17 protein-coding genes are annotated in these 25,300 nt (G+C 71.7%); 4 read left to right on the forward strand and 13 right to left on the reverse strand.

The window, feature by feature from the left end; translation table 11 throughout:
* Positions 1-248 precede the first annotated feature (248 nt).
* From BMY07_RS25660 to BMY07_RS25670, 3 genes are all read right to left on the reverse strand, one after another.
* Entirely contained in the window at positions 249-2,183 is a 1,935-nt protein-coding gene (locus BMY07_RS25660) for a primary-amine oxidase (protein ID WP_177215769.1), read from the reverse strand.
* A 427-nt stretch (positions 2,184-2,610) separates the two neighbouring features.
* Complete coding sequence (locus tag BMY07_RS25665; protein ID WP_092783944.1) at positions 2,611-3,681, reverse strand: glycosyltransferase family 2 protein; 1,071 nt, start codon at positions 3,679-3,681, stop codon at positions 2,611-2,613.
* A 109-nt stretch (positions 3,682-3,790) separates the two neighbouring features.
* Complete coding sequence (locus BMY07_RS25670; protein WP_092783947.1) at positions 3,791-5,491, reverse strand: sugar nucleotide-binding protein; 1,701 nt, start codon at positions 5,489-5,491, stop codon at positions 3,791-3,793.
* 710 nt (positions 5,492-6,201) lie between these two features.
* On the opposite strand from BMY07_RS25670, the gene BMY07_RS25675 reads away from it, so the two are divergent.
* Positions 6,202-7,302 (forward strand): LLM class flavin-dependent oxidoreductase, encoded by a 1,101-nt coding sequence (locus tag BMY07_RS25675; protein ID WP_245782659.1) that lies wholly within the window; start codon positions 6,202-6,204, stop codon positions 7,300-7,302.
* A gap of 124 nt (positions 7,303-7,426) precedes the next feature.
* On the opposite strand, the gene BMY07_RS25680 is transcribed toward BMY07_RS25675, so the two are convergent.
* The 4 genes from BMY07_RS25680 to BMY07_RS25695 form a co-directional block, all read right to left on the reverse strand.
* Positions 7,427-10,927 (reverse strand): M28 family peptidase, encoded by a 3,501-nt coding sequence (locus BMY07_RS25680; RefSeq protein WP_245782660.1) that lies wholly within the window; start codon positions 10,925-10,927, stop codon positions 7,427-7,429.
* Between the two features lie 264 nt (positions 10,928-11,191).
* Positions 11,192-12,577, reverse strand: coding sequence for a helix-turn-helix domain-containing protein (locus tag BMY07_RS25685; RefSeq protein ID WP_092783953.1), 1,386 nt, complete (start codon positions 12,575-12,577; stop codon positions 11,192-11,194).
* A gap of 293 nt (positions 12,578-12,870) precedes the next feature.
* Positions 12,871-13,560, reverse strand: a complete 690-nt coding sequence (locus BMY07_RS25690) for a response regulator transcription factor (protein ID WP_092783956.1) — start codon at positions 13,558-13,560, stop codon at positions 12,871-12,873.
* Entirely contained in the window at positions 13,557-15,326 is a 1,770-nt protein-coding gene (locus BMY07_RS25695) for a sensor histidine kinase (protein WP_092783959.1), read from the reverse strand. Before BMY07_RS25695 ends, BMY07_RS25690 begins: the two co-directional genes overlap by 4 nt.
* A 199-nt stretch (positions 15,327-15,525) precedes the next feature.
* Here BMY07_RS25695 and BMY07_RS25700 point away from each other — a divergent pair, with 199 nt between their 5' ends.
* The gene (locus BMY07_RS25700; RefSeq protein WP_092783962.1) at positions 15,526-17,289 is read left to right on the forward strand and encodes a sensor histidine kinase; all 1,764 of its coding nucleotides are present in this window, start codon (positions 15,526-15,528) and stop codon (positions 17,287-17,289) included.
* Positions 17,290-17,361: 72 nt separating this feature from the next.
* Entirely contained in the window at positions 17,362-18,027 is a 666-nt protein-coding gene (locus BMY07_RS25705; RefSeq protein ID WP_092783965.1) for a PP2C family protein-serine/threonine phosphatase, read from the forward strand.
* A gap of 133 nt (positions 18,028-18,160) precedes the next feature.
* Here BMY07_RS25705 and BMY07_RS25710 read toward each other — a convergent pair whose 3' ends face one another.
* The 3 genes from BMY07_RS25710 to BMY07_RS25720 are packed head-to-tail and all read right to left on the reverse strand — an operon-like array spanning position 18,161 to position 19,441.
* Positions 18,161-18,451, reverse strand: a complete 291-nt coding sequence (locus tag BMY07_RS25710; protein WP_092783968.1) for a hypothetical protein — start codon at positions 18,449-18,451, stop codon at positions 18,161-18,163.
* Between the two features lie 5 nt (positions 18,452-18,456).
* Positions 18,457-18,954: a DUF6232 family protein gene (locus tag BMY07_RS25715; RefSeq protein WP_092783971.1), complete on the reverse strand. Its 498-nt coding sequence runs from the start codon at positions 18,952-18,954 to the stop codon at positions 18,457-18,459.
* A gap of 43 nt (positions 18,955-18,997) precedes the next feature.
* A complete protein-coding gene (locus tag BMY07_RS25720) occupies positions 18,998-19,441 on the reverse strand; it encodes a hypothetical protein (protein WP_092783973.1) in 444 nt (147 codons plus the stop codon).
* A gap of 189 nt (positions 19,442-19,630) precedes the next feature.
* Between BMY07_RS25720 and BMY07_RS25725 the strand changes: the two genes are divergently transcribed.
* Positions 19,631-19,864: a hypothetical protein gene (locus tag BMY07_RS25725; RefSeq protein WP_092783976.1), complete on the forward strand. Its 234-nt coding sequence runs from the start codon at positions 19,631-19,633 to the stop codon at positions 19,862-19,864.
* Between the two features lie 40 nt (positions 19,865-19,904).
* On the opposite strand, the gene BMY07_RS25730 is transcribed toward BMY07_RS25725, so the two are convergent.
* From BMY07_RS25730 to BMY07_RS25740, 3 genes are all read right to left on the reverse strand, one after another.
* Entirely contained in the window at positions 19,905-20,921 is a 1,017-nt protein-coding gene (locus tag BMY07_RS25730; RefSeq protein ID WP_092783979.1) for a hypothetical protein, read from the reverse strand.
* Between the two features lie 258 nt (positions 20,922-21,179).
* Positions 21,180-23,111 (reverse strand): methyl-accepting chemotaxis protein, encoded by a 1,932-nt coding sequence (locus tag BMY07_RS25735; RefSeq protein WP_092783982.1) that lies wholly within the window; start codon positions 23,109-23,111, stop codon positions 21,180-21,182.
* A gap of 192 nt (positions 23,112-23,303) precedes the next feature.
* Positions 23,304-25,106, reverse strand: a complete 1,803-nt coding sequence (locus tag BMY07_RS25740) for an amino acid transporter (RefSeq protein WP_218150781.1) — start codon at positions 25,104-25,106, stop codon at positions 23,304-23,306.
* Positions 25,107-25,300 lie beyond the last annotated feature (194 nt).

Here is a 25,300-nt window from a genome sequence, read left to right on the forward strand (position 1 = left end):
GGAAACACCATCCTTGGCAACGGGGGGTGGCGGTGTGGCGAACAGCGTGCGCCTGTGGGGTGGGCCACTGTGTCCGTAGAAATACCGAAATGCGGTGGGACTCCTGGACACAGCGGTCCCAGCCTGCCCCGTACGAACGCGACCCGCCCGGGAAAGTCCAGGGCGGGTCACGTTCTGGTCGCGATTCCGCCACTGTGGGTGGAGTCAACGCCCGTATACGCAAGTTGCAGATGGGGTCTGGCGGTTCTTCAGTGGTCGCAGTGACACTGTCCGGGTGGGCAGTGCGAGCAGGACTTGGCGCCGTCGGGCAGGTCCAGCGCGGGGTTGCGGTCGCGGAAGCCGTGCGGGCGCAGGCTGAACCCGCTGTAGTCGACCGGCATGACCGGCCAGTCCTCCGGCCTGGGCACGTGCGTCGGGCCGAACACGTGCCACAGGACGAGGTCCTGGTTCTCCAGGTCGCGGTCGGCTTCGGTCCACGTCGGTAGACCTGAGCGGCCGGGGTGCTGGTTGGGGTAGTCACCGGCGGGGAAGCGCTCGGCGTCGTCGTGCTGGGTCACCCACAGGTGCTTGGTCGCGAACGCGGCGCGCGCGGCCACGGTGGACCCCGGCTGGGCGAGCAGGGTGGGGCCGGTGTGCGGCATGAGCTGGTAGGCGCGCGGCTTGCCGAGCCGGTTGGTGCTGTCGTCGTTGCGGATGACCCAGGTGCGGGCCTTGGTGGCGTCGGCGACCCGCTGCGCGCCGGACTCGCTGGTCAGGGTGGTGGTGGTCGTGGTGAACGCGTTGCCGTGGGGGTTGTCGGGGCCGATGGGGATGCCCACGACGTCGACCTCGTCGACGGTGTTGCGCTCCCCGGCGACCTCCATGTCCAGGCGGGCGCAGAACAGGTGCTGGTGCACGGGCGCCATCAGGCCGGGGGCGATCTCGGCGGCGTACGGGGAGGTGGTGCCGGGCTCGGCGGCGCCGCAGAACACGATGCCGGTGGCCTTGGCCTCGAGCTCGATGGTGCCGTCGAGGTAGAAGTACCAGAAGAAGCCGTAGTCGTAGTTGCCGATGGTGGCGAAGAAGGACACCACGAGCCTGCGGGAGCGGCGGACCTCGGTGGCGCCGGTGAGGATGTTGGTGTGCTTCCAGAGGATCCCGTAGTCCTCCTCGTGCATGCAGATGGCCTGCGGGATGGTGACGGCGTTGGCGTGGTCGTCGGCGACGACGGCGTCGAAGTAGTGGATGACGCCGAGGCAGTCGCAGCCCAGCTTGAGGCTGTTGGCGTTCTTGCCGAGCAGGTACTCGCCCGCGTCGAAGTAGGAGATCCAGTAGCGCCAGGGAGCCGGGTCGCCGTAGGGGACGACCATCTCGGCCATGGACACGCGGTGGGCGACCGAGTCGCCGTCGAACTCGACGCGGTGCAGGGTGAGGCCCTCGCGGGCGTTGAAGCCGACCCGGAACCGCCAGCCCTCCCAGGTGACCTCGTTGCCGTCGACGGTGTAGCTGACGCCCTCGGGTTGGGTGATCTCGATGGGCTTGAGGGTGGTGCGAGCCGGTCCGACGTGCTCGGCGTCGAAGTTGCCGTGCTCGGCGGGGACGGGGACGTTGCCGCTGTCCTCGACGGAGATGACCTCGCCGGTGATGAGGTCCACCTTGGCGAGCAGGCCCTCGACCGGGTGCGCCCAGGGGCTGTCCTCCTCGAAGTCGCGCAGGAAGGTCAACGCCCGGAGAACGCGTCGGTCCTTCTCGTCGGCGTAGTCGAAGAACCCGGGCGACAGCGGCGCGACGAACGCGAGCGAGAAGTCCTCCACCCCCCTGCGGCGCAGCGCGGCCTGCCACCGCTCGTCGGCGCGCACCAGGTCGGCGCTGCGGTCGTACTCCTCGAACAGCACCGCGGGCTGCCCCTCGCCCGACCCCAGGTCCCGCCACTGGGTCACTTCCCCGGCGACGAGGTCGACCACGGCCTCACTGGCCACCCCGGTCGCGATGTCGAGCACGACGACCTGCGCGCGCCTGCTGACGGGGTCGCCCTCCCGGAACGCTCTGACCTCGGCCTTCGGCGGCTCCACCAGCAGGATGCTCGGAAACCGGGTGCTCTCCCCCACCCGCCCCGCCGCGACCAGCACGGCCCGCACCCGCCCGATCTCATCCCCGGTCAACGGATCAAGAACATGCCGAACCCGCACAGTCGTCGCCGTCATACCCCCGAGTATGACCCGCGACCCCCGGTGACGGTCTTGCCGCACAAAGCACACCCCTTGACCCGCAGAGCACCACCCCCGCGTCCGTCCACACAGGCCTGCTCCATCCCCATCCCCGCTACCTGTCCACACCCGGAACCACGCCCCATGGCCCCCTCACCCCACCCCCACTACCGTCGATTCGGGGGCACTTCCGCGCCGGCTCATCCCCATCCCCGGCAGCCATCCACAGCCCGCATCTCACCCCTGGCTCGCCCAGCTCACCCGGCCCTAGGCTTGATTCGGGGGCGGCTCACGACGCCCATGCCGCCACCCGGGATGCCGCCCTGGTGCCGACCAGCCGGAAGACCCTGCCCGGCCGCGATCCCCATCCCCTCGAACCATCCACAGCTCGAACGCGGCCCTGGTTTCCCCTGGTCAGCGGCAACTAGGCTGGATTCGGGGGCGGCTCAGCACGCCCCGCCCCCAGCGGCAGCACCATCGGCGTCGCCCCCGCCGCGCGCGCCCTCACCCACAATTCGCCAAGCCCACTCGGGCGGCCGATCCGCTCCCACAGCCTCGTCTCCACCAATGCCGCCCCCCGCGGCTTCCCGAACCGAACGTCCCCCGATACCCCACCGCCGTACACCCCCGCCCCCGGGAACCGCGACGCCAGCGCGTAAAGCCGCTCGTACGCCCCCTCCACCGGGGTCCCCTCCGTGAGGAACGTGTACCCAGGCGCCATCCGGCCCGCGACGCGTACCCCCTCCGAGCGCGCCCACCCGCGCTGCCTGCGCCCCAACGCCAGCACCGCCATAAACCCGGGCAACCTGAGCCACAGAGCCGGGTTGCGCAGGACGAACCCCAAGTTCTGCCCCGCCCCAGCCGACGGGGCCTCCGGTAGCGCCGCGTTGCCGTCCCGCCAGCGGCGGACGACGTCCACCAGTTCGCGACCCTCGGGGAAGACCAGCAGGAACTCCCCCGCAACAATCCGCTCCCGGAACTGCATCCGCACCCACGCGTCGTCCGCCACCACGTCGGGGAACCGCGGGACCAGCGCGCGCCCGGCGGCATTGATCGCGTAGCACCCCGCGCCCACGACGTCCCCGGTCACCGCGGGCAGCCGCGTCCACACCGCGGAGAAGCTGCGCGCCAGCCACCCGGTCGGGCGCACCACCAGCGGTCGCGGTCCGACCAACCGCGGCTCCGGCGCGTCCATCGCCGCGGCCATCCGCGCGAGGGTTCCCGGCAGCAGCACCGTGTCCGCGTCGAGGAACACGACCGCGCCGTCCCGGCACCGCGCCAGCCCCACGTTCAGGGCCGCCGCCTTGCCCTCCCCCGCGACCTCGACGACCGTCGCCCCGGCCTCCCGCGCCCGCTCCGCCGTGTCATCGGTGCACCCGTTCGCGACCACGATCACGCGGACGTCCAGCCCCGCGCTGCCCGCGAAGACCGACCGCACGCCTGCCCCCACCAACGCGCCCTCGTCCCGCGCGGGCACCACCACGTCCACCCTCACGCGACCGCTCCATCAACAACCCCCGGAGTTGTCCACAGCCGAGAACTCCTCCACCCCGACACCTTGCGAACCCCACACACTGGTGCCATGACGAAGAACAACCCAGCCCTCACTTCGCCGACCACCGGTCCAACACCGCCGCGGCGACGTGCACACCGAGGAACACCGCGGCCGCCGCAGGCTGCCGGATCAGCGTCGCGACCACTCCCCTGTTGCGGTCCGCGCCGTCGCCGTGGGCCAGGGGGAGCTGGGCCAGCTCCTCGTTGCCGCGCTGGTAGCGGCGGCGGGCGCGCACCAACTCCCGGGGACCACGCGGGACGATCACCTCATAGGTGGCCGTCGTGACGACCGCGCGCTCGTCGGGGGCGAAGTGCCAGCGCACCCACTTGTCATCCGAGCGCACGGGGGCGAAGGCGCCCCAGCGGGTGCGGCCGAGGGCGGACACGGCGTACGCGCCCATGGTGGCCGGGGACTGTCGGACATACGGAAGGGAACGCCACGTGCGGTAGTAAGCGCGGGAGACGACGCTGTCGGTGTCGGCGATGCGCACAGCGGGGACGGCGAAGTGCAGGCCGCTCCCGGGGGCGAGCGCGCGGGTCAGGGCGGTGAGGCTGTCGGGTGAGAGGACGGCGTCCTGGTCCAGGTAGAGGCGCGCGCCCGCGGGCAGCACGGACTCGGCCGCGTTGATCGCGGGCACCCGACCGGGCGGCGCGGCCAGCACCACGCACCGGGCGCCCACCTCGCGCAGCACCGGCGCGAGGTGCCGCGCGGCGCGCAGGGTCCGGGGGTCGCCGTCGTTGACGGCCACGGCCACGTGCAGGTCGCCGGTGAAGTCCTGGGCGGCCAGGGAGTGCACGGCGCGGTGCAGCACGTCCGCGCCCCGGTACACCGGGATCACCACGCCGAACGCGGGTCGCACCCGGATCGGCCCGGGGGCCAACTCGGGCCACCGGGCGGCCAGGCGCGCGCCGGACATGGCCATGTTGGCCGGGCGTTCGGCGCCACCGAGCAGGTCGCGGCGGGAGATGGCCCGCAGCCGCGGCGTGACCCCGAGGCCCTCGGCGATCCGGACGACCACGTCGCGCGGGGTCAGCACCTCGGGTCCGGCGACGTGCACGAGGCCGCGCACCCGGCGCTCGCCGAGCCCGACCACGACCCGCGCCGCGTCGGCGAGGGCGACCGGGGTGCGGTACTCGTCGGTGCACACGGGCAGTTCGCGCCCGGCCCGGAGCGCGGCGGCGACCCGGGTCCAGGTGGTCTGCCTGGGGCACACCGGGTCGCCGTGCAGCAGGGACAGGCGCGCGACCGTGCCCGCGCCGTGGTCGAGCACGGCCCGTTCGCCCGCGAGCTTGGTCCAGGCGTAGGCGCTGCGCTGCACCGGCGCGTCGCCCTCGCGGTAGCGGCGGCGGGCCGACCCGTCCCAGACGAAGTCGCTGGACGGGTAGAACACCCACGCGCCCTCGTCGCGGGCGTACCGGGCGAACCGCTCGGTGACCCCGGTGTTCAGCGCCCACCCGGTCGCGGGCTCGTCCGCCACCGCGGCGGGCGACGACACGGCGGCGAGGTGCACCACGTGGGTGGGCCGATACCGCCGCAGCAGGGCGTCGAGGTCACCGCCCCGCCGCAGGTCCAACGAGAGCACGTCGCCGTGCCCCCCGGGGCACTCGCGCCGCCCCACCCCGACCACCGCGGCCCCGCGCCGCACGAGCAGATCGGTCACGTGCCCCCCGAGCTGCCCGCACGCCCCCGTCACCAACCACCGCCCCCACACCAACCCATCCGCCGCGACCCCAAGCCCCACCGCAACCATCCCCCCACACCACACCACGACAACCCGACCCGACCGCGAGACCACCAGTGCCCGCCCCGCCCACACCGCGAGCCACCCTCACGCCCACGCCACAACCCCTTGCCTCACAACCCGCACCTCGCCGCCCATCCAGCAGGATCCGCAAGTCCTTGCCCAGGTGTTGGCCGTTACCAACCGGCGCCGCAACAACACCACCCATCCCCGACCACGAAACGCCCTGACACCAACGGCCCCAGGCCGCGCACACGGCCGAATGCCTGCCACCAAACAGATCAAGGCTCGACGAGGAAGGGAGCCCAGCAGAAGCACGCTCGACCGAGCGAATCCCGGTGGCAGAAGCGTGTCCCACCAGATGAACGGCGAACGGAGGGCACGGAGTTGAGCCGGCCAGCCCCGTAGAAGTGTTCTCCGCCAAAGGGATGTTGGCGGGGAGGTGGGGTCTCGGGTGGATGGCGACTGGTGCGTCTTGATAGCGGTGAATGGTCGTGGGCACAGCGCGGCTCCCCCCGGGGTGGTCCCGTGGAGAGGATCGCGCGGGTGGGGGTGGTCGATACTGCGCCGAACGGGTCGATCTTGCTGCAACCGGTCACGGGGGGTGGGTATTCCGGGGTTCCCACATCGCGGAATAGCCCCGACCGGGCGGTAGCGTCGGGAGCGGCTCGGGTGATCGAGGAAGGGGAGCCATGTCTGTCCCTCTGTCTATTTTGGACTTGGCACCGGTCGCGTCCGGGCGCGGGCCCGCGGCCGCGCTGCGGGAGACCGTCGAGCTCGCGCAGCGGGCGGAGCAGTTCGGGTACCGGCGGTTCTGGGTGGCCGAGCACCACTTCGCCTCGGGGGTCGCCTCGTCGTCGCCCGCCGTGCTCAGTGCGATCATCGCGGGGGCCACGAGCACGATCCGGGTCGGGTCGGGCGCGGTCCTGCTCGGGTACTACACGCCGGTGTCGGTGGCCGAGCAGTTCGGCACCGTCGCGCTGGCGCACCCGGGTCGGGTCGACCTCGGGCTCGGCCGGTCCGGGCTGGTGCGCGCCAAGGACCTGGCCAAGCTGTTCGGGTCCACCACCGCCCCCCAGGTGCCCTCGCGGAACGTGGACGGGCTGGTGATCCCCGGCAGGCCGAAGGGGGCGCTGGACCGGCCCGAGGTGCAGCGGCGGTTCGAGGCCAGCCACCGGCTGCTCGGCGCCCGGGAGGACGAGGTCGACTACGGGGTCCAGGTGCGCCAGATCCTCGCGTTCCTCACCACCGGGCACACCGACGACGACGGCCACCTGTTCCAGGCGCCGTCCGCGCAGGGCACCGACACCCAGCTGTGGGTGCTCGGCTCCAGCGCGGGCCCCAGCGCCAAGGCCGCCGGGGAACTGGGGCTGCCGTTCACCGCCAACTACCACGTGAGCCCCTCGTCGGTGCTGGAGGCGGTGGAGGCCTACCGGGCGGCGTTCGTGCCGTCAGAGGCGTTCCCCGAGCCGTACGTGATGGTCTCCGCCGACGTGGTGGTCGCCGAGGACACCGCCACGGCGAGGGAGCTGGCCCGCCCCTACGGCCAGTGGGTGCTCAGCATCCGCTCGGGCGAGGGCGCGATCCCGTTCCCGACCGCCGAGGAGGCCGCCGCCTTCGAGTGGACCGACCAGCTGCGCTCCCTGGTCGCCGACCGCGTCGAGACCCAGTTCGTCGGCACCTCCGGTGAGGTCGCCGAGAAGCTGGACACGCTGCGCCGGGTCACCGGGGCCGACGAGCTGATGGTCACCACCATCACCCACGGGCACGCCGCCAGGATCCGCTCCTTCGAGCTGCTCGCCAAGGAGTGGATCAACTAGTCGACCGGGGAGCACGACAGCGGGGCGGGACCACGACGGTCCCGCCCCGCTGTGTTCGAGGACGACGAGCGGGGCGGGACCTGGTGGTCCCGCCCCGCTGCTGTTCAGTTGTCAGAGCACGAGATCAGCTGGTCTGCAGCGCCACATCGTCGATGAGGAAGCTGGTCTGCAGGCTCGCGTCCTCGACACCGTTGAACTTCACGGTGACCGACTGGCCCGCGAACTGACCCACGTTGATGGTCCGCTGCTCGTACGAGGTGCCCGCGTCCAGGTTCGAGTAGCTGGCGACCGTGGTGCCACCGACGGTGACGGTCAGCGTGTCGTACTGGACGTTCTCGGTCTCGTTGGTGTTGATGCGCAGCCAGTAGGTCAGCGTGGAGTTGGTGCAACCCGCCGGGATGGTGACGGTCTGCGCCGCGCTGTCGGTCCGGGTCGAGCCCCAGCCGTTCAGCCACGCCTTGTACGAGCCACCGTGCGGGGCCTCCTGCGCCGAGTTGTCGACGACACCGGAGGTGGTGGTCCACGGGGTGGTGCCGGACTCGAAGCCACCGTTGGCGATGACGTTCGAGCCGGAGCAGTTGCCCGGGTTGGTGTTGCCCACGGTCAGGTTGTACGTCGCCGAGCGAGTCGCGCTACCCACACCGGAGATGGTGATCTGGTAGTTGCCCGCGGCCGTCGAGGAACCGACGTTGATGGTCGCGGTGGACGACGAGCCGGTCTGCACCGAGCTCGGGCTGAAGGACACGGTCACGCCCGAGGGAGCGCCGGTGGCCGACAGGGTGACGTTCTGCGCCGAGCCCGAGGTGGTCTGGGTCGACACCGTGGTGGTGGCCGAACCGCCCTGCTGGACGGTGCCCGAGGTCGGGTTCAACGACACCGAGAAGTCGTTGGTCGGCGTGGTGGTGCCCACGGCCTGCTTCCAGATCGTGTACGCGACACCGTCAGCGCTGCGGTCGAGAGCCGTGGCGTTGATGTTCGAGGTGGTGTCGCAGGAGCTGTGGTAGCAGGAGTCGTAGGCGGCGTTCGCGGTGCCGCCCCACTTGGTGGCCTCAGCGGAGGTCTTGCGCGCCGAGGCACCGGTGGCGTAGCCCGAGGACGGGATGCCCGCGTTCTGGAACGAGTAGTCGTCCGAACGGCCCGCACCCTCGACGTTCTCCTGCGGGGACAGGTTCAGCGAGTCCCAGTAGGCCTTGAGCGGCGCGGCGGCGGTGGTGGTGATGTTGTTGATGAAGTAGCCGCCGTTGCGGGAGGCCACCATGTCGAAGTTGTAGTACGCCTTGATCTGCGACCGGGCGGTCGAGCTCAGCTGGTTGACGTAGAACTTCGAGCCGTTGAGGCCCTGCTCCTCGTCGGTCCACCAGGCGAACCGGACGTGCTTGAGCATGGTCGGGTTCTTGGCGGCGAGCTGCAGGGCGTTCTCCAGCAGCGTGGCCGAGCCCGAGCCGTTGTCGTTGATGCCGGGGCCCGCGGAGACGCTGTCCAGGTGCGAACCGAACATGATCGTCTGGGCGGTGTCGCCACCGGGCCAGTCGGCGATCAGGTTGTTCGACACGTAGGTGCAGCTGGTGCAGCTCTGCTCGGCGACGGTGAAGCCCGCCTGCTGCAGCTTGCCCTTGACGTAGGCGACGGACTGGGTGTAGCCGGAGCTACCCGCGCGGCGGTTGCCGCCCGCGTTCGTCGCGATGGTGTTGAGCTGGGTCAGGTGGCCCTGGACGGCCGCCACGTCGATGTTCGGCGCGGTCGGGTCCGGGTTGCCGCCACCGGTGACGGTCAGCGAGTAGGTCGCGGTGTGGCTGGTGGCGCCCGCCGCGGTCACGGTAATCGTGTAGGTGCCGTTGGCCACCGACGAACCGACAGCGACGGTCGCGGTGGAGGAGGAACCGGTCTGCACCGAGGTCGGGGAGAACGACACGGTCACGCCGGAGGGCTGGCCCGAGGCGGACAGGGTCACGTTCTGCGCCGAACCCGAGGTGGTCTGGGTCGCGACCGAGAAGGTGGCGGAGTTGCCCTTGACGACCGAGCCCGAGGACGGGTTCAGCGACACGGAGAACTCGTTGCCCGGGGTACCGGTGCAGGTGGGCTCACCGGACTGCGCGGGCAGGGTGATGGCGTCCCACGCGGCCTTGGTCTTGTTGAACAGGTTGCAGGTCGAGTCCAGGGACTTCGCCGCGCTCAGGGTGGCGACGCGGTACTTCTTGTAGGTCATGCCGCTGGTCTTGAGCAGCATGCCGCCGTAGAAGACGCGACCGGCGTCCTTGATGCCGATGCCGGTGATCGAGGACGGACCACCCGAGCAGATCGGGCTGGTGGGCTTGCCGCCGCCGGGGTTGTTGCCCTCGGCGAGCAGGTAGAACCAGTGGTTGAGCGGGCCCGCTGCGGCGTGGACCTCGGTGTTGGGGATCGAGGCGCTGTAGCAGTTCGGGTTGTTGCTCACCAGGGACGGGTTGTACATGTTGCGGATCGGACCGTTGCCGACGAGGTTGATCGTCTCGCCGACCAGGTAGTCCGGGACGTCCTTGGCGTTGTTGGCGTACGCCTCGGTCAGGGCGCCGAAGATGTCACCGGTGCCCTCGCCGAGGCCCGCCTCGGAGGAGGTGCCACCGGGGGTGTTCTGGTCCAGGCCGTGGCCGTACTCGTGGCCGACGACGTCCATCGACGCGATCCACTTGCCCGCGGAGTTCTTGCCGATGGTGATCTGGGAACCGTCCCAGTAGGCGTTCTGCTCGTTCAGGCCGACCTTGGCGGGCCAGCTGCGGCCGGAGCCGTTGTGGCTGGTGCGGCCGAGCCAGTCGCGGAGCATGTTCCACTCCTGCTGGGCGGCGTACATCAGCTCGCCACAGCCGGTCTCCTTGCTCGTCTCCGAGCCGGTGCCCCAGGAGTCCGAGGACTTCGAGAAGACGGTGCCCCCGCTGTAGTCCGCGCACTGCAGACCCGGGCGGTTCGGGTCCACGAGGCGGTAGGTGCCACCGGAGTTGGTGGTGTCGATGTTGACGTTGCCGTTCCACTCACCGTTGACGGTGCCGTGGGCGGCGTCCTCGACCTTGTCCAGCACGGCGCCGGAGTTGGCGTCGACCCAGACGTTGAGGTGGCTCGGGCCACCGTCCTTGGTCGTGCCGACGAGAACGTGCTCCCAGGCCAGCCTCGGCGCGTCGTTGGTGACCTTGACGACCAGGCGGGAGGACTCGACCTTGGTGGTCTTGCCCTGCAGGCCCCGGGAGGTCTGCTCGGCGGCCGACTTGCCGACCACGGCGGTGGTGGACGGGACGGCCACCTTCGACTTCGTGGCGGCCGCGATGGCCTGGACGCGGCCCTGGCCGTCGGCCAGGACGGTGGCGTCGCCGCCGACGACCGCGAGGCCGCGGTAGCTGCGCTGGTAGGAGACCGAGTAGAGGTCGTTGACGTACGGGGTGACCAGGTCACGCGAGTACGCCTCGTCCGGACCCTTGGCGAGGGCGTCCAGGCCGCTCACGGCCGCGCGGTCGGCGGCGGAGACGGCCAGCGCCTGGTGGTCCTGGGCTTGGGCCTGCTGCTCCTGGCTGGCGAACACCGGGCTGACGGTCAACGCGACCGCCGTCCCGGCGAAGACAGCCAGGGCGACCCCGGCCGTCATCGTTCTGCGCTTCATCGAATACTCCTTGTGGGCAGGGTTGCGCTCGGTGCGCCCTGCTCCGGCCTCGTGGGCTGTGCACCGCCGGGTGGAACGCGGACGTCACCGAGCGCAGCGAAGCATTCAGATATCGCCATGTGACAGTCAATGGAATCCAACGTGGGAACGCCTGATTGTCAAACACCGGCAAATTCGCCCACCAGGCGCTACTCCGGCGATTTCCCCATAAGACCTGGTGAATGCCGCAACCGCTTTGTCCGATTCGCCAGAACGGGGTTTTCGCTATGGCCGGATCGTATGCCCGCCCGCTCCGGGGACCCGGTCGGCGAACTCGCGGACCGCGGCGACCGCGCCCCAGCGCCTGCCGAGCCTGGCGCGCAGCCCGGCCAGTTCCGCGGTGATGGTCGTGCGGCCCGCCGCCTCGGCCTCCACCCGGACCTGTTCGGCGATCGCCACCGCGGCGTCCGGCTCCCCGGCGCAGGCGTGCGCGTCGGCCAGCCGGACCGACAGCAGCAGCGCCGCCGGTCGCATCCGCTCGGGGACCAGGGCGACGGACTGGCCGGTCACCAGCACGGCCTGCCTGGCCAGGGCCCGGTTCTCGGTCACCACCGCCAGGTCGCGCAGCGCCGCCCCCGCGGCGGCGTCCAGGCGCAGCCTGCCCTGGTCACCGCCCAGCCAGGGCGCCTCGAGGTGGTCGCGTTCGTCGAACAGGCCGAAGGCGGTCTCGGCGGCGGCCACCGCGCGCAGCGCCTCGGCGTCGTCCCCGGCGGCGGCGTGGCCCCTGGCCAGGGACATGTTGGCCAGGACGGTGGTCCACGGGCGGTCGGGGTCGGCGGCGGCCATCGCGCGCCCGCAGGCCAGCGCGGTGTCGGCGTCGCCGTCGAGCCTGGCCAGGGTGCTGACCTCGGCCAACAGCCGGACCCGGACGCCGACGTCGCCGACCAGGTCGGCCCGGGCGAGGCCGTGGCCGAACCAGGCCATGCTGAGCGTGGTCTGCCCCCGGTGCATCCGCAGCCTGCCCGCGATGGCGGCGAGGTTCGCGGCCAGCCGCTGGTGGGCGGGGTGCGGGTCGTCCCCGGTGTCGCCGAGGCGGGCCAGTGCGTGCAGGAGCCACTCGACCGCGGGCAGGACGGTCGCGGAGCCGCTCTCCAGGCTCTGCCGGGAGTACTCCACGAGCAGCGCGGTGAGCACGTGCGTGAGGTCGGGCTCGAGTCCCCTCGGCGGGGTCTTACCGGGTCCGACCAGGGATAACACGTCGCGGGCCGTGTCGAGGTCGGGCACGGCGCAGCCGACGTGGCCGTGCAGCGGGCAGCCGATCCCGTCCTCGGGCAGGGTCGCGGGCCAGAACCGCACCGCGACCGGCACCTGCTCCGCCCCCGCGCCCGGGATCAGGGACAACAGGGTGCGCTGGGGCGGGTCGGGCTCCCGCGCGGGCTCCCGGCACAGCGCGATCAGCTCGCCGTCGGCGCCCAGGATCTGGTCGAGGCAGTCGACCAGGCCCGCCGGGGGCACCCGGACGCCGCTCTCCAGCTTGGAGATGAGGCTGTGGTGGTAGCCGACCCGCAGGCCGAGCTGGGCCTGGGTGAGCCCGGCCCGCCTGCGCCACTCGCGCATCCGGCGGCCGAACTCCGGCCAGTGCGCGGACTGCCCGCTCGCGTGGCCAGCCATGCCGCCTCCCGCTCGCCCGCCCCGCCCAGGGCCGTGGAAATCCGGGGAGCGTAGCACCGGCATAAAGAACGCGGTGTGTTCTGCGGCACACTCCGAACATGGGAATTAAACACACCGGATGGGGCTCGCGACCGGCGTGTCTTTTCGGCAGTCGGGTCGTCGGCATTCGACCGCCCGGCTACCCTTTCTTTCGGGCCAACCGGACAATAGCGACCAATGAGAATCAGGGCAATTGTTCCGCATGGGTCAATTGTCGGTATTGACCCTGGGTCACGACAGGCGGGACAAGGCGCTCAGGCCTTCGGCACGTCGTAGCGGTAGCCCATGCCGCGGGCGGCCTTGATGGGCGAGTCGTCCGCCGACCAGCCCAGCTTGCGGCGCAGCCGCAGCACCGCGAACTTGACCCGGTCGGCGCCGATGCCGGTCGGGTCGTTCCACACCAGGTTGAGCAGCTGGCGCGGGGACAGCACCGCGCCCTTGTGCTGCACGAACGTGGAGAGCAACCGGTACTCGGTGGCGTTGACCTCGGCCTCCACCCCGTTGACGAACACCCGGCGGGACCGGTGGTCCATCCGGACCACGCCGTCGTCGTAGACCTCGGTCTGGCTGCTGCCGCCTGCCTGCTCGGTGCGCCGCAGGATGGCCTCGATCCTGGCCAGCAGCTCGCTGGTGGAGAACGGCTTGGTCAGGTAGTCGTCAGCGCCGCCGCGCAGGCCGCGGACCTTGTCGGCCTCCATGCCGTGCGCGGTCAGCAGCAGCACCGGCACCTCACTGACGTCGCGGATGCGCTCGAGCACCATCCAGCCGTCGATCACCGGCAGCCCGATGTCGAGCAGCACCAGCGTCGGGTGCGACTCGTGCAGCACCCGCAGGCCCTGGCGCCCGTCCGGGGCGACCACCACCTCGTGCCCGGCGCGCTCCAGGATCACCCGCAACGCCAGCGCGATGTCCGGTTCGTCCTCCACCACCAGCACCGTGCTCATCGCCGCCCCATCCCGCCCGTGCCGATCCCCTCACCGATACCGTTCCCGCCGTCCGCCTGTCTGCCCGTGTCGACCTCCGCATCGTCCGCGCCCGGCCCGGCGGGCAGCGTGACCCGCACCGTCGTGCCGACGCCCTCCGTGCTCTCGATGGTCATCGCGCCCTGGTGCACCGCCACGATCTGCTTGCAGATCGACAGGCCCAGCCCGCTGCCGGGGATGCCCGCCGCGCCCGCGTTGGACGCCCTGGTGAACGCCTCGAACAGGCCGGGCAGGTCGGCGGCGGGCACGCCGATGCCCGTGTCGGAGATCGCGATGGTCCAGCTGGCCTGGTCGGCCTTGGCCGAGACCCGCACCGCGCCGCCGGTCGTGGTGAACTTCAGCGCGTTGGTCAGCACGTTGTCGAGCACCTGGGTCAGCCGCGCCGGGTCGCCGTGGATGCGCGGGCCGGTGCCGACCGAGGCGGTGACCGAGATGCCCGCGCGGGCGCCGATCGGCACGTGGTTCTCGGTGGCCTTGGCGACCAGGTCGGCCACGTCGATGTCGGTGAACGACATGGACAGCTGGTTGGTCTCCAGCCGGGAGAGCAGCAGCAGGTCGTCGACCAGGCGCAGCAGCCGGTTGGCGTTGCGGCTGATGACCGCCAGGTGCGCGGCCTGCTGGGCGGAGAGCGGGTCGGGGCAGTCCTCCAGCATCTCGGCGAAGGCCAGCACCGCGGTCAGCGGCGTGCGCAGCTCGTGGGAGACGGTGGCCACGAACCGGCTCTTGAGGTTCGCCGCCTCCTCCAGCGCCCGGTTGGTCTCCTCCAGCTCCGAGCGGGCCACCGACTCGCGGGTGATGTCGCGGAAGTACCAGAGGGTGCCCATCGAGGAGCTGGCCCGCAGCGGCACCAGGTCGCAGGTCGCCACCCGGCCGCCTGCCAGCGCCAGCCGCACCGCGCGGTGCACGGTCCCGGAGCGGACCATCCGGTCGAGGGTCTCCCAGGCCAGCACCGGGTCGGCGCACTCGCTGGCGATGAGGTCGAGCAGTTCGGCGACGGTGGCGCCGGTGACCGCGCGGCCGGGCCGGAAGATCCGGTCGAACGCGGTGTTGTCCAGCAGCACCCGGTAGCCGTCGTCGACCACCACCCCACCGGCCAGGTGCAGCACCAGCTCGCGCAGCCTGGCCCGCTCCACCGCGAGCGCCCGGTCGGCCGCCCGCTTCTCGGTGACGTTGTGCCCGTGCGCGACGACGGCGTTGATGCCGGTGGTCTCCAGCAGGTTGACCATGCTGATCGCGAGCACCAGCCAGCGGCCGTCGGCGTGCCGGACCCTGGCGTCCACCTGGACCTGCGAGCCGGGGGCGGCGGCCAGGGAGGCGAAGGCGCGCTGCAGCGCGGGGCGGTCGTGCGGGTGCACCAGGTCGCCGATGCTGCGCGGGGGGACGGCCGAGACCGGGTAGCCCAGGACGTCGTGCAGGGCGTCCGGCGCGATGGCGATGGTGCCGTCCTGGTTGACGGTGACCACCAGGGCCCGGTCGGCGACCGGTTGCAGGCCCGAGCGCGGCAGCGGGACCGCGCCGTCCTCGACCGAGCTGTCGTTGAGGGCGCGCACCAGGCCGATGACCGAGCGCAGCACGGTGGTGTCGTCCGGGTCGAGTCCACCCAGGACCGCCTCGTGCAGCAGGTCGGCCACCCGCGCCGGGTCGTCGCCGCCGAGCAGGCGGGTGGCCTCGTCGAGCAGCCCCGCGAGCGCGGGTCGAGCTCGGTGGCCTGCCTGGTCCGACGACATAGGTTCACTCCAGTGGCGGTACGGGGCGTCCCCGGGGCAACACTACGAGCGCGACCGGTTCGGGCGGCGGTTTCGAGTCCACGATGGACGTTTTTCACCGGATCGGGTGGACACCGGTAGCGAATCCGGTGCGGAACGGTTGTCACCACCGCGGTCTTGGGGTGCGGGTTCGCCACACTGATCACGACAAGGAGGGCACATGGCGGACACCTCCGCGGGGAGCTCCCCGTGGGACTGCGCTGCGGTGGTGCGCGCGGTCACCTGGGCCGACCGGTCCGGCCGGGCCGTCCACGCGGCACTGGGTGTGCTGCGTGCGCTGCCTGGCGTGGTCGACGCCCACATCGGCACCCCCGTGCCCGACGCGACGATCACCGTGCAGCTCACCTCCGGCGGGGCGGTGTCGGTGCGCTGCGGCGGTGAGCCGGACCCCAGGCTGGCGCCGCTGGTGGACACCGTCGCGGCCACCCTGGACGGGGTGCGCACCGACGGCGGGGTCATCGACTTCCGGGACGCGGTGATCGCGCAGATGCCCAGCATCGTGGCGCTGTTCACGCCGGAGGGCCTGCTGCGGTGGAGCAACATGGTGCACTGGCCCGACGGCACCCCGGTCCGCTACGGCGAGACGACGCTGTCGGCGATCACCTCGCTGGTGCACCCGGACGACCAGCCGCAGCTGGCGAACCTGATCGAGACCCTGCACGCCGACAACCGCGGCGGGCAGATCCGGCACTCGGCGCGGGTGCGCACCCCGGTGGGCTGGCGGGTGCTCGACATCGACTTCCTGGACCGGATCGACGACCCGGCCATCGGCGGGCTGGTCGCCTTCGCGCACGACATCACCGCGCTGCAGGAGGCGCAGCGGGCCAAGGAGGTGACCGCGACCCGGCTGCGGCAGCTGGTGGACTCGCTGGAGGTCGGCGTGCTGCTGCAGGACGACGACCGGGTGGTGCTGACCATCAACACCGCGGCGGCGGCGATGCTGGACCTGCGCGGGGACGCCGCCGAGCTCAGCGGGCAGCGCGCCGAGGTGGTGCGCGGGCTGCGGGGGCTGCCGCCCGGGCACTACTCCGGGCTCGACGAGCTGGCCCGGCAGTGCATGGCCGAGGGGCTGGTGGTGCGGCGGGCGGTGGTGCCGTTCGGGCCGGACCGGGTGCTGGAGGTGGACTTCCTGCCGATCAAGGACGACCGGGAGCGGCTGGGGAACCTGTGGGTGCTGCGCGACGTCACCGAGCAGGTCGAGTCGCAGCGCTCGTTGCAGCGGCGCAACGCCGAGCTGTCGCGGCTGGCGTCGCTGAAGACCGAGTTCATCGCGACGGTGTCGCACGAGCTGCGCACGCCGCTGACGACGCTGACGTCGTTGACCCCGCTGCTGACCGACGGCCAGGGCGACCGGACGCTGGCGCTCGCGGTGGACCGCAACGTGCACCGGATGGCGACGCTGGTGGAGAAGCTGCTGTTCCTGGCCGGGCTGGAGTCGCACTCGCGGCACCTGGACCTGGCGCCCACGCCGGTGGGTCCGCTGGTGGCCGAGCAGATCGCCACGCTGTCGCGGCCCGCGGCGGACCGGTCGGTGACGGTGGTCAGCGGGCTCGGCGCCGACGCCACGGTGCTCACCGGCGACCGGGACCTGCTGGCCCGCATGGTGCACCACGTGGTGGCCGCCGCGATCGGCAGCTCACCGCCCTCGGCGTCGGTGCACGTGCGCTCCTCGGTCGGCGGTGACGACTGGGTGCTGGAGGTCATCGACGAGAACCCGCTGCCCGGCGACTCGGGGCGGCTGTTCACCACGATGACCCTCGGCGAGAACGACGGCGACCTGATCGTCGGCTCCGGCCTCGGCCTGGTGCTGGCCCGCGCCATCGCCGAGCGCCACGGCGGCGCCATGGTGCTCACCCCGTCGCACGGCGGCAACGGCGGGACGGTGATCCGCCTGGAGCTGCCGCTGGCCGGTCCGGCTTCATAACCGGCGGTCAGCCAACGCACAGCCGACGCACAGCTTCCGCGCCGACAGTGGGTGTCGGCGGAGGAGGACCCCATGGACTGGCACCTGGCAGGATCCCAAGGCAGGCGGCACGTCAACGCGGACGCCGCGGCGTCCGGCACCCCCGGCGGCACCGCGGTGCTGGCCCTGGCCGACGGCATCGGCGACACCCCGGCCGCCGCCCTGGCCGCCCGCGTGGCCACCGCCGCCGCGGTGACCACCGGCATCAACCCCCGCGAGGGCCTGCTGGCCGCCCAACGCGCCGTCTGCGCCCTGGCCGAGGGCGACTGCGTCCTGGTCGTCGCCCACGCCACCCCCACCGGCTACCGCGTCGCCTGGGCGGGCGACACCCGCGCGTACACCTGGGACGGTTCCGTGGTCCGGCAGCTGACCACCGACCACACCATCGCCCAGTACTTCGCGGACCGCGGCGTCGCCGTGGCCCCACACCTGAACAACATCGTCACCACGAGCGTCCGGACCGCGTCGCCGGAGTCCATCGGGGAGGTGGACACCTACCAGCCCACCGCACTCCTGCTGACCACCGACGGCGTCCACAAGGGACTGTCGGCATCCCGGATCGCGGCCCTGCTGGCCCACTCCCCCACCCCCGCCACCGCTGTGGTGAACGCCGCCAAGGGCGACGACAACGCCACCGCCATCCTGGTGGACCGATCCGAGACCCGCACCGCGACTCTGCACCGCCTGGCCGCCGCCTGAGCGGCGGGCGGTCCCCCGACCGCGTGGCACGTCCCGAGATCGGGACGCTCCCGAGCGCGCGCCCGGTGCCACGCCTACCCGTCCGCCCCGCCCGCCGAGTCGCGGACCCCGCACCGACCCGGCGCGCGGGTACCTACTGGCGGTCCTGCGGCCACGGCCCCGGCGGGTCACCGGGGCGTTGGTGGAGGCCGTGGTTGACGTCGCCGACGTGGGTGGCGTGCTTGTCCCGGTCGACGTAGTCACCGCCGTGCACGACCACGGTCTGCTGGTGCTCGGGAGCGGCCTGGTGGGTCTTGTCGAGCACGGCGTCACCGGACCCGGTCGTGACCTGCTTGCCGATGTTCCCGCTGCCGTACTGCTGGATGATGTCCCCGCCGACGGAGTTGCCGAGGTTGTGGATCACGTACCGGTCCTCGCCGCTCATCCCGGTCACCGCCCCGCGCCGACGTTGACCTGCTTGCCGGTGTTGTCGCTCCCGTACTGCTGGATGACGTCACCCGCGACGACGTTGTGGACGTTGAGAATCCGCGGCGCGGTGTCGGGGTTGCCGATCGCCTCGGTGGTGGCCGCGATGAGCTTCATGATCTCGTCCTCCTCGTAGCTCCAGATGGCGTCCTGCTGCACGCCCGCGGTGTTGAGGACCAGGCCGTAGATCGGCCGCAGGCCCAGCGCCACCGACAGCCGCCAGATCAGCAGCGCCAGGCCCCCGAGCGCGACGAGCACCGCGGCGGGCGTGGAGGCGGTGGCGACGACGCCCGCGACGACCAGGCAGATCAGGGTCCGCACGACGAAGTCCTTCACCGCCTTGCGCTTGATCGGCTGCGGGTCGATCCAGCGCGAGCCGACGTGGGAGATGTTGCGCAGCGGGTAGGCCTCGCTGCCGATCCACAGGATCCCGTTCGCGATCCTGATCTCACCAGTTGCCATGAGCACTCCTCGTGGTTTCAGCGGTCCACCGGTATTCGCACGGTCAGCGCGATCCGGGGTCGGTGTAGTGGTTCACATTCCCGATGTGCATTGTGTGTTTCGACTCGTTGACGTAATCGCCGCCGTGAACCTGGATCGACGGGGACGCCTGCTGTTCGGCGCGGCCGAGGGGAATCGCCTTCCTGGCCGCACGCTCGCCGGTCCGGTCCTCCCACACCCGCTTGGCCTCGTGGTAGCGGATCTCCCACTCGGCCGCACCCCACCGCTGGGTCGGCGCACCCTCCTTGAGCGAGCGCAGGCACAGCCGGACGACCTCGAGGAAACCGGTGGTGTTCTTGGGGAAGCGCCCCTCGTCCTTCCAGCCGCGGATGGTCTCCGCGCCGACGCCCGACGCGGTGGCCAGGCCCCGCAGGCTCCTGGTCTGCGCGTCGAACAGCGACCCGAAATCGCTCAGCAACTCCTCCGGCGTCACGCCCGTGCCCGCCACCGGCCACTCCCCTCCCTCGCCGCGCCCGGTGTCCGACCGGCCCGGTGTCCGACCACTCGGACGGTGATCCGCGGCTGCTCACCAGCGTTTACCCGAAAAGCGTCCGCCGGGACAGCCGCGCACTTCCCGGCGGAACAAACCTCTGCGTTGCCCGATTCGTTCGACGTCAGAGACATAAGAGGTGGCACAATGGAATTCAAGACCTCCATCCCTTTCATGGTTCCCGCAGGCGGTGGCGGCATGGACATCTACCTGTTCATCGCCGGTGCGCTGTGGATGCTGGCCTGCGGCACCACCGACGCGATGGTGTTGACGTGGTCGCGGTCGGCGTTCGCCTTCGCGGTCCGGGTGGGCAGGGCCGTCCGCTCGGCGATCGCCCCGCGTGCGGGCCGCCGCGACGCGGCGGGCAAGTCCGGCCGGTAGTGGGCGGGGTGGGTCCGCCCCGGCGGCGGGCCCACCCGGTTCACCGTTCTCGCCCACCACCCCCCGGCGGATCGGCCCAGCTGTACTGGCAGCCGTAGGCCAGGTGCGGGCTGAGCCGGTCGAACTCCAGGCGCATCTCGCCCACCGCGTCGAGGGCGAACTCCCCGTAGGGGGCGCGGGCGCGGTCGGCGAAGGCGTCGAGGGTCCGGATGTCCTCCGCGTCCACCCGCCTGATCCAGGTCGGCAGGTGGTCGGGGTGGAACCGGACGATGAGCAGGTACCTGCGGATGGTGACCTCGCCGGTGATCACGTGGTGGGCGCGGACGAGGTCGGCGGGGAAGGTGAAGACGAGGCTGAAGCGGTGCGACTGCCGCTGGGCCAGCGGGGCGGGCAGGGTGACCAGGAGTTCGAACCCGGTCGGCGAGATCCGCCGCTGCGACCGGATCCGGCCACCGTGGTGCACCTGGACGGAGAACATCGACTCCGGGGTGTCGGGGTGGTCCGGCAGCCCGAAGCGGATCGGCACCTCGGCCAGTCCCGGTTGGACGCAGACGATCTCGCGTTCCTGGTGGACCACCACGGTCGCCGGGTCGGCGTGCGCGCGGGTGTGGTCGACCACGGCCCGGTACTCGCGGACGTAGTAGGACCTGACGAAGCGCTCGACGCCGGGGCCGGCCGAGAGCACGGTGGCGATCTCGGTCGCCAACTCGGTCTCGGCGTCGTTGATCCGGCGGATGGCGGTCCTGGTGCTCACCCGCAGCAGGGTGGCCACCCTGGCGACCCGGTCGGTGAACCTGGTCAGCGCGCTGACCTCGCTGTCGATGGCCAGGCTGATGGCCAGGACGTCCTGGTGCTCACCGGGCAGCGCGCTGGCGCAGGCGAGCAACTGCTGGATCAGCGTCGGCCGCACCTGCGCGGAGTCCGCCGTCGTCCCGCACAGCCGCAGCAGGTGCGGTCCGAGCCGGAGGAACAGGTCCGGCTCGTAGACGCCACGACCCGGTCGGAGCTTGCGGATCTCGGCTCTGACCTGGGTGAATAGCAGGTCCGGTTGCGGCACGGCGCCAGCATGCCGCACTCGGCGACCGCGATGGCCAGCAAGCCAGAAACACGCCACACCTTGGCGGGCGGTTCACCGCAATGGCCGATGCCGAAACGCGAAACCCCTGTGTCCCATGGACTTCGGAGGTCCGCGAGACCGGATGTGCCGCCGCGAGACCGGTTCATCATCGGCCGGCACCGCCGTTGCCGCGACAGCAAGGGAACCGGGACCCAGTGGGCCCCGGTAACCGGTGTCCTGCTCGGCCCGGTGTCCCGGTCAGATCGTGAACCGACCCACGATGCCGCGCATGCGCTCGGCGGTGCCCGCGAGTTCCTCGGCCGCCACCGCGGTGGACACGGCGCCGGTCGTGGTCTGCTGGTTCTCCTCGACGACCTCGCCGATGCCGATGGCCATCTCGCGTGCGCCGGAGGCGACCTGGCCGATGGCGCGGCTTATGTCCCCCGTGGTGGCCGACTGCTCCTCGACCGCCGCGGCGATGGTGGTCTGGAAGTCGTTGATGCGGGCGATGACGCTCGCGATGCCCTCGATGGCGGCGACGGCGGCCTTGGCGTCGGTCTGGATGGCCTCGACCTTGGCGGAGATGTCGCCGGTGGCCTTGGAGGTCTCGTGGGCGAGGTCCTTGACCTCACCGGCGACCACGGCGAAGCCCTTGCCGGACTCGCCCGCACGGGCGGCCTCGATGGTGGCGTTGAGGGCCAGCAGGTTGGTCTGGTCGGCGATGGCGGTGATGACCTTGACGACCTCGCCGATCTGCTTGGAGCTCTCCTCGAGGCGGTTGATGGTGGACTGGGTGGCGATGGCGGCGTCGACCGCCTCGACGGCGACGGCGGCGGCCCGGCTGGCGCCGGAGGAGATCTCGTCGATGGCGGCGGTCATGCCGTCGGCGCCGGTGGACACCGAGTCGACGTGGGCGGAGACCTGGTTGGCGATGGAGCCGACCTCACCGGCCCGCGCCGCGCTGGACTCGGCGGTGCGGCGCAGCTCCCCGGAGACCGCGGACAGCTCGGTGGAGGCGCTGGCCACGCCGTCGGCGTCGCCCTGCAGCTCCTCGATGGCGGACTTGACCCGGCCGAGCGCCTCGTTGAGCGCGGTGCCCATCTGGCCGACCTCGTCGCGGGTGTCGACCGGCACGCGCTGGGTGAGATCGCCCTCGGCCAGGGCGCGCAGGGTGCCCACGGTGCGGCGCAGCGGCACGGTCGCCGAGAGGTAGAAGCCGACCAGCAGGTAGCCGACCACCAGCACCGCGATCAGGGTGGCGAGCTCGACCACGAGGGCCTTCTGCTCGAACCCGTCGATGCGGGTCACCAGCAGCGCGTCCAGCTCGGGGCCCAGCTTGTCCATCAGCTGGACGACCTCGGTGCGCGCGGTGTCGCCGGTCGCGGCGGTGATCGCGGACAGGTTCCCGGTCCCCACCGCGGTGTTGACCTGGGCCAGGATCGCCCCGAGCGCCTTCTGCTCTGCGTCCACATCGGACTTGGCGGCGGCCAGCTCGGCGCGGGAGGTCTTCTCGAACGAGGTCTTCATCCCGGTGTCGACCGCGGCCTGGGTGTTCTCCAGGGCGCCGGAGGCCTTCGACAGGCGCAGCCGGGTCTCCTCCAGGCGGTCGGTGGAGCCGTCGGCGACGGCCAGGGTGGCGTCGTCGACGACCTGACCGGCCAGGTCGAGCAGCGCGGGCAGGCGGAACACCAGCGCGTCCATCAGGTAGTACGAGTCGAGGTCCGGGTCGAGCGTCAGGTTCGAGGTGTCCGAGATGGACACGATGAGCGTCAGCAGCGCCGCGGAGGCCTTGCCGTACGCGTCGTAGGCGGCCTGGCCCTGACCGGCCTTCACCGCGGCGGACAGCGCCGTCTTGGCGGTGCTCCAGGCCGCGGAGACGCCGAGCTCGGCGCCCAGGGTCGCGTCGACGGCGTCGACCGCGGCGATCTCGTCGGTGATCGCGCCGGTGGTGGTGCCCGCCGCGGTGGCCCTGCGGGCGTCCACAGTGGCCGCGGTCAGGGTCAGGACGGGGCGCAGGTACGCGACGCCGTCGCGCTCCTTGGCGCTGAAGTCCACCTGGGCGGTCTGGATGCCGATGTAGCCCCACGACACGAAGGCCAGCGGCAGCAGCAGGACCACGGTGAGCAGAAGGATCTTGTACGCGTACTTGAGCCTGCCGAGCAACGCGCTGGCTGGTGCGAACAGTGCCACGGCCCACTCCTCACCACTGACGTCCTTCGTTTCCCGGACACTCGGCTCGAAGACACCAGATCTGAGGAAAGCCGCACTGTGCACATTCCTCCCGCCACCCACCCCCTCATCCCCGCCCGGCATCGTTCCCGGCTTGGCAGCCCGGCGCGCGGATCAGCGGGGACTTGGTCGCGTGGGGCTGGTGCCACCCGGTCAGCCCACGTGGATACCCGGTCTGCGAGCGGGGTCCGGCTCGGCGGCGCGCAGGATCTCCCTGGTCACCGGGGCGGTGTCGCCCTGGCCGAGCAGCAGGTAGCGGAACAGGTGCGTGAGCGGGTTGCCCTCCGACCACTCGAAGTAGCACCGCGGCTTGACCCCGGTGGCGTCGCGCAGGGCGAGCAGCAGCGCCGCGATCGCGTTGGGCGCGGCCGGGCTGTCGGCGCGCAGCACCCGGTGCCCGTCCACGTCGACCCCGCGCACCCGCAGCACGTCGCTGAAGTCCGACGGGTCGACCACGTCGATCTCCAGGAACAGCACGTCCGCGCCGCCGGGCACCGGGTTGAGGCCGCGCTGCTCGGCCTCCTTGGCCGCGTACTCCTCGGCGTCCCCGGCCTGGCGCTTGTTGGCGATGATGTTGAGCCTGCCGTCGTGCTCGAGCGAGTCGGTGACGAACCGGCGGGCCTGCTCGTCGAACTCGATCCGGTCGGCGCGCAGCTCGGTGGTCCTGGTGACCCGGGAGACCAGCGACACCGCGACGACCCCGGCCACGAACACCGCGCAGATCGCGAGGCCGTCCGGCTTCTCGACCACGTTGGCCACCAGGGCGTAGAGCAGCACGAGGGTGAGCGCGCAGAACCCGACCGTCTTGCCGGTCTCCTTGCGGCGCAGCGCGGAGATGGTGACGGCGAACGCGCCGGAGACCATCATCGCCAGGATGCCGGTGGCGTAGGCGCCTGCCTGGGCGTTGACGTCGGCGTCGAAGGCGATGGTGATGACGACGCACAGCGCGGTGTAGACGAGCACGACCGGGCGGACCGCGCGGCCCCACTCCGGCGCCATGCCGTAGGACGGCAGGTAGCGCGGCACGATGTTGATCAGCCCGGCCATCGCCGACGCCCCGGCGAACCAGAGGATCAGGATGCTGCTGATGTCGTAGGCGGTGCCGAAGACGTCGCCCAGCCTGGAGTGCGCGAGGTAGGCCAGCGCGCGGCCGACCGCGGCCCCGCCCGGCTCGAACTCCTTGGCCGGGATGAGCACGGTGGTGATGAGGCTGGTGGCGATGAGGTAGCCGGACATGATGAGCGCCGCGGTGGTGAGCAGCTTGCGGGTGTTGCGGACCCGGCTCGCCAGCCGCTTCTCGGGCGAGTCCCCCTCGGCGGCGATCAGCGGCATCATGCTGACCCCGGTCTCGAAGCCGGACAGGCCGAGCACCAGCAGCGGGAACGCCAGCACCGCGGTGCCGACGAGGTTGCCGCCGGAGGTCAGCGCGGACCACCAGTCGGCGAACTGGGCGCCGTGGGTGGCCAGGTCGACCACGCCGACGACCACGATCACCGCGTTGAGCGCCAGGAACACCGCCACCAGCGGGATGGCGACCACCACGGCCTCGCTGAAGCCGAGCAGGAACACCCCGCCGAGCACCAGCAGCAGGAGCACGGTCACCAGCACCTCGTGGCCGTGCAGCAGCGACGGGAAGAACGGGTTCTCCACCATGTGCACGGTCGCGTCGGCGGCGGACAGGGTGATGGTGATGATCCACGAGGTGGCCACGAACCCCAGCAGCACCAGCACGAACACCTTGCCCCGCCAGAACGGCAGCAGCTTCTCCAGCATCGCCACCGAGCCCTGGCCGTTGGGGCTCTCCCCCGCCACCCGCCGGTACATCGGCAGCATGCCGAACAGCGTCAGCGCCACGATCAGCACGGTCGCGATCGGGGAGACGGCGCCCGCGGCGACGGCGGCGATGGCCGGGAGGTAGGACAGGGTGGAGAAGTAGTCGACGCCGGTGAGGCACATGACCTTCCACCACGCCTGCGGGGTGCCGTGGTCCTCGTGCCCGGCGCGGCCGACCGGCTGCACGCGGTGGCGCAGCAGCCACCTGGCCAGCGGTCGCCGCGGCGGGCCGCCCTCGGTCGGCGAGTCCACTTCGGCCGGGAGCCGGTAGGCGGGCTCGGTCGTGTCCTGCTCACCCTCAGGGGTCACTCGCTGCA

The organism is Actinokineospora terrae, assembly GCF_900111175.1.
GTDB lineage: Bacteria > Actinomycetota > Actinomycetes > Mycobacteriales > Pseudonocardiaceae > Actinokineospora > Actinokineospora terrae.

Bases quoted from the DNA above. Each gene is read 5' to 3' on its own strand.
- BMY07_RS25685 (WP_092783953.1), bottom strand. From the start codon at position 12,577: ATGGCTGGCCACGCGAGCGGGCAGTCCGCGCACTGGCCGGAGTTCGGC.
- BMY07_RS25725 (WP_092783976.1), top strand. From the start codon at position 19,631: ATGGAATTCAAGACCTCCATCCCTTTCATGGTTCCCGCAGGCGGTGGC.
- BMY07_RS25705 (WP_092783965.1), top strand. From the start codon at position 17,362: ATGGACTGGCACCTGGCAGGATCCCAAGGCAGGCGGCACGTCAACGCG.
- BMY07_RS25660 (WP_177215769.1), bottom strand. From the start codon at position 2,183: ATGACGGCGACGACTGTGCGGGTTCGGCATGTTCTTGATCCGTTGACC.
- BMY07_RS25715 (WP_092783971.1), bottom strand. From the start codon at position 18,954: ATGGCAACTGGTGAGATCAGGATCGCGAACGGGATCCTGTGGATCGGC.
- BMY07_RS25695 (WP_092783959.1), bottom strand. From the start codon at position 15,326: ATGTCGTCGGACCAGGCAGGCCACCGAGCTCGACCCGCGCTCGCGGGG.
- BMY07_RS25710 (WP_092783968.1), bottom strand. From the start codon at position 18,451: ATGAGCGGCGAGGACCGGTACGTGATCCACAACCTCGGCAACTCCGTC.
- BMY07_RS25700 (WP_092783962.1), top strand. From the start codon at position 15,526: ATGGCGGACACCTCCGCGGGGAGCTCCCCGTGGGACTGCGCTGCGGTG.
- BMY07_RS25740 (WP_218150781.1), bottom strand. From the start codon at position 25,106: ATGTGCCTCACCGGCGTCGACTACTTCTCCACCCTGTCCTACCTCCCG.
- BMY07_RS25680 (WP_245782660.1), bottom strand. From the start codon at position 10,927: ATGAAGCGCAGAACGATGACGGCCGGGGTCGCCCTGGCTGTCTTCGCC.
- BMY07_RS25670 (WP_092783947.1), bottom strand. From the start codon at position 5,491: ATGGTTGCGGTGGGGCTTGGGGTCGCGGCGGATGGGTTGGTGTGGGGG.
- BMY07_RS25690 (WP_092783956.1), bottom strand. From the start codon at position 13,560: ATGAGCACGGTGCTGGTGGTGGAGGACGAACCGGACATCGCGCTGGCG.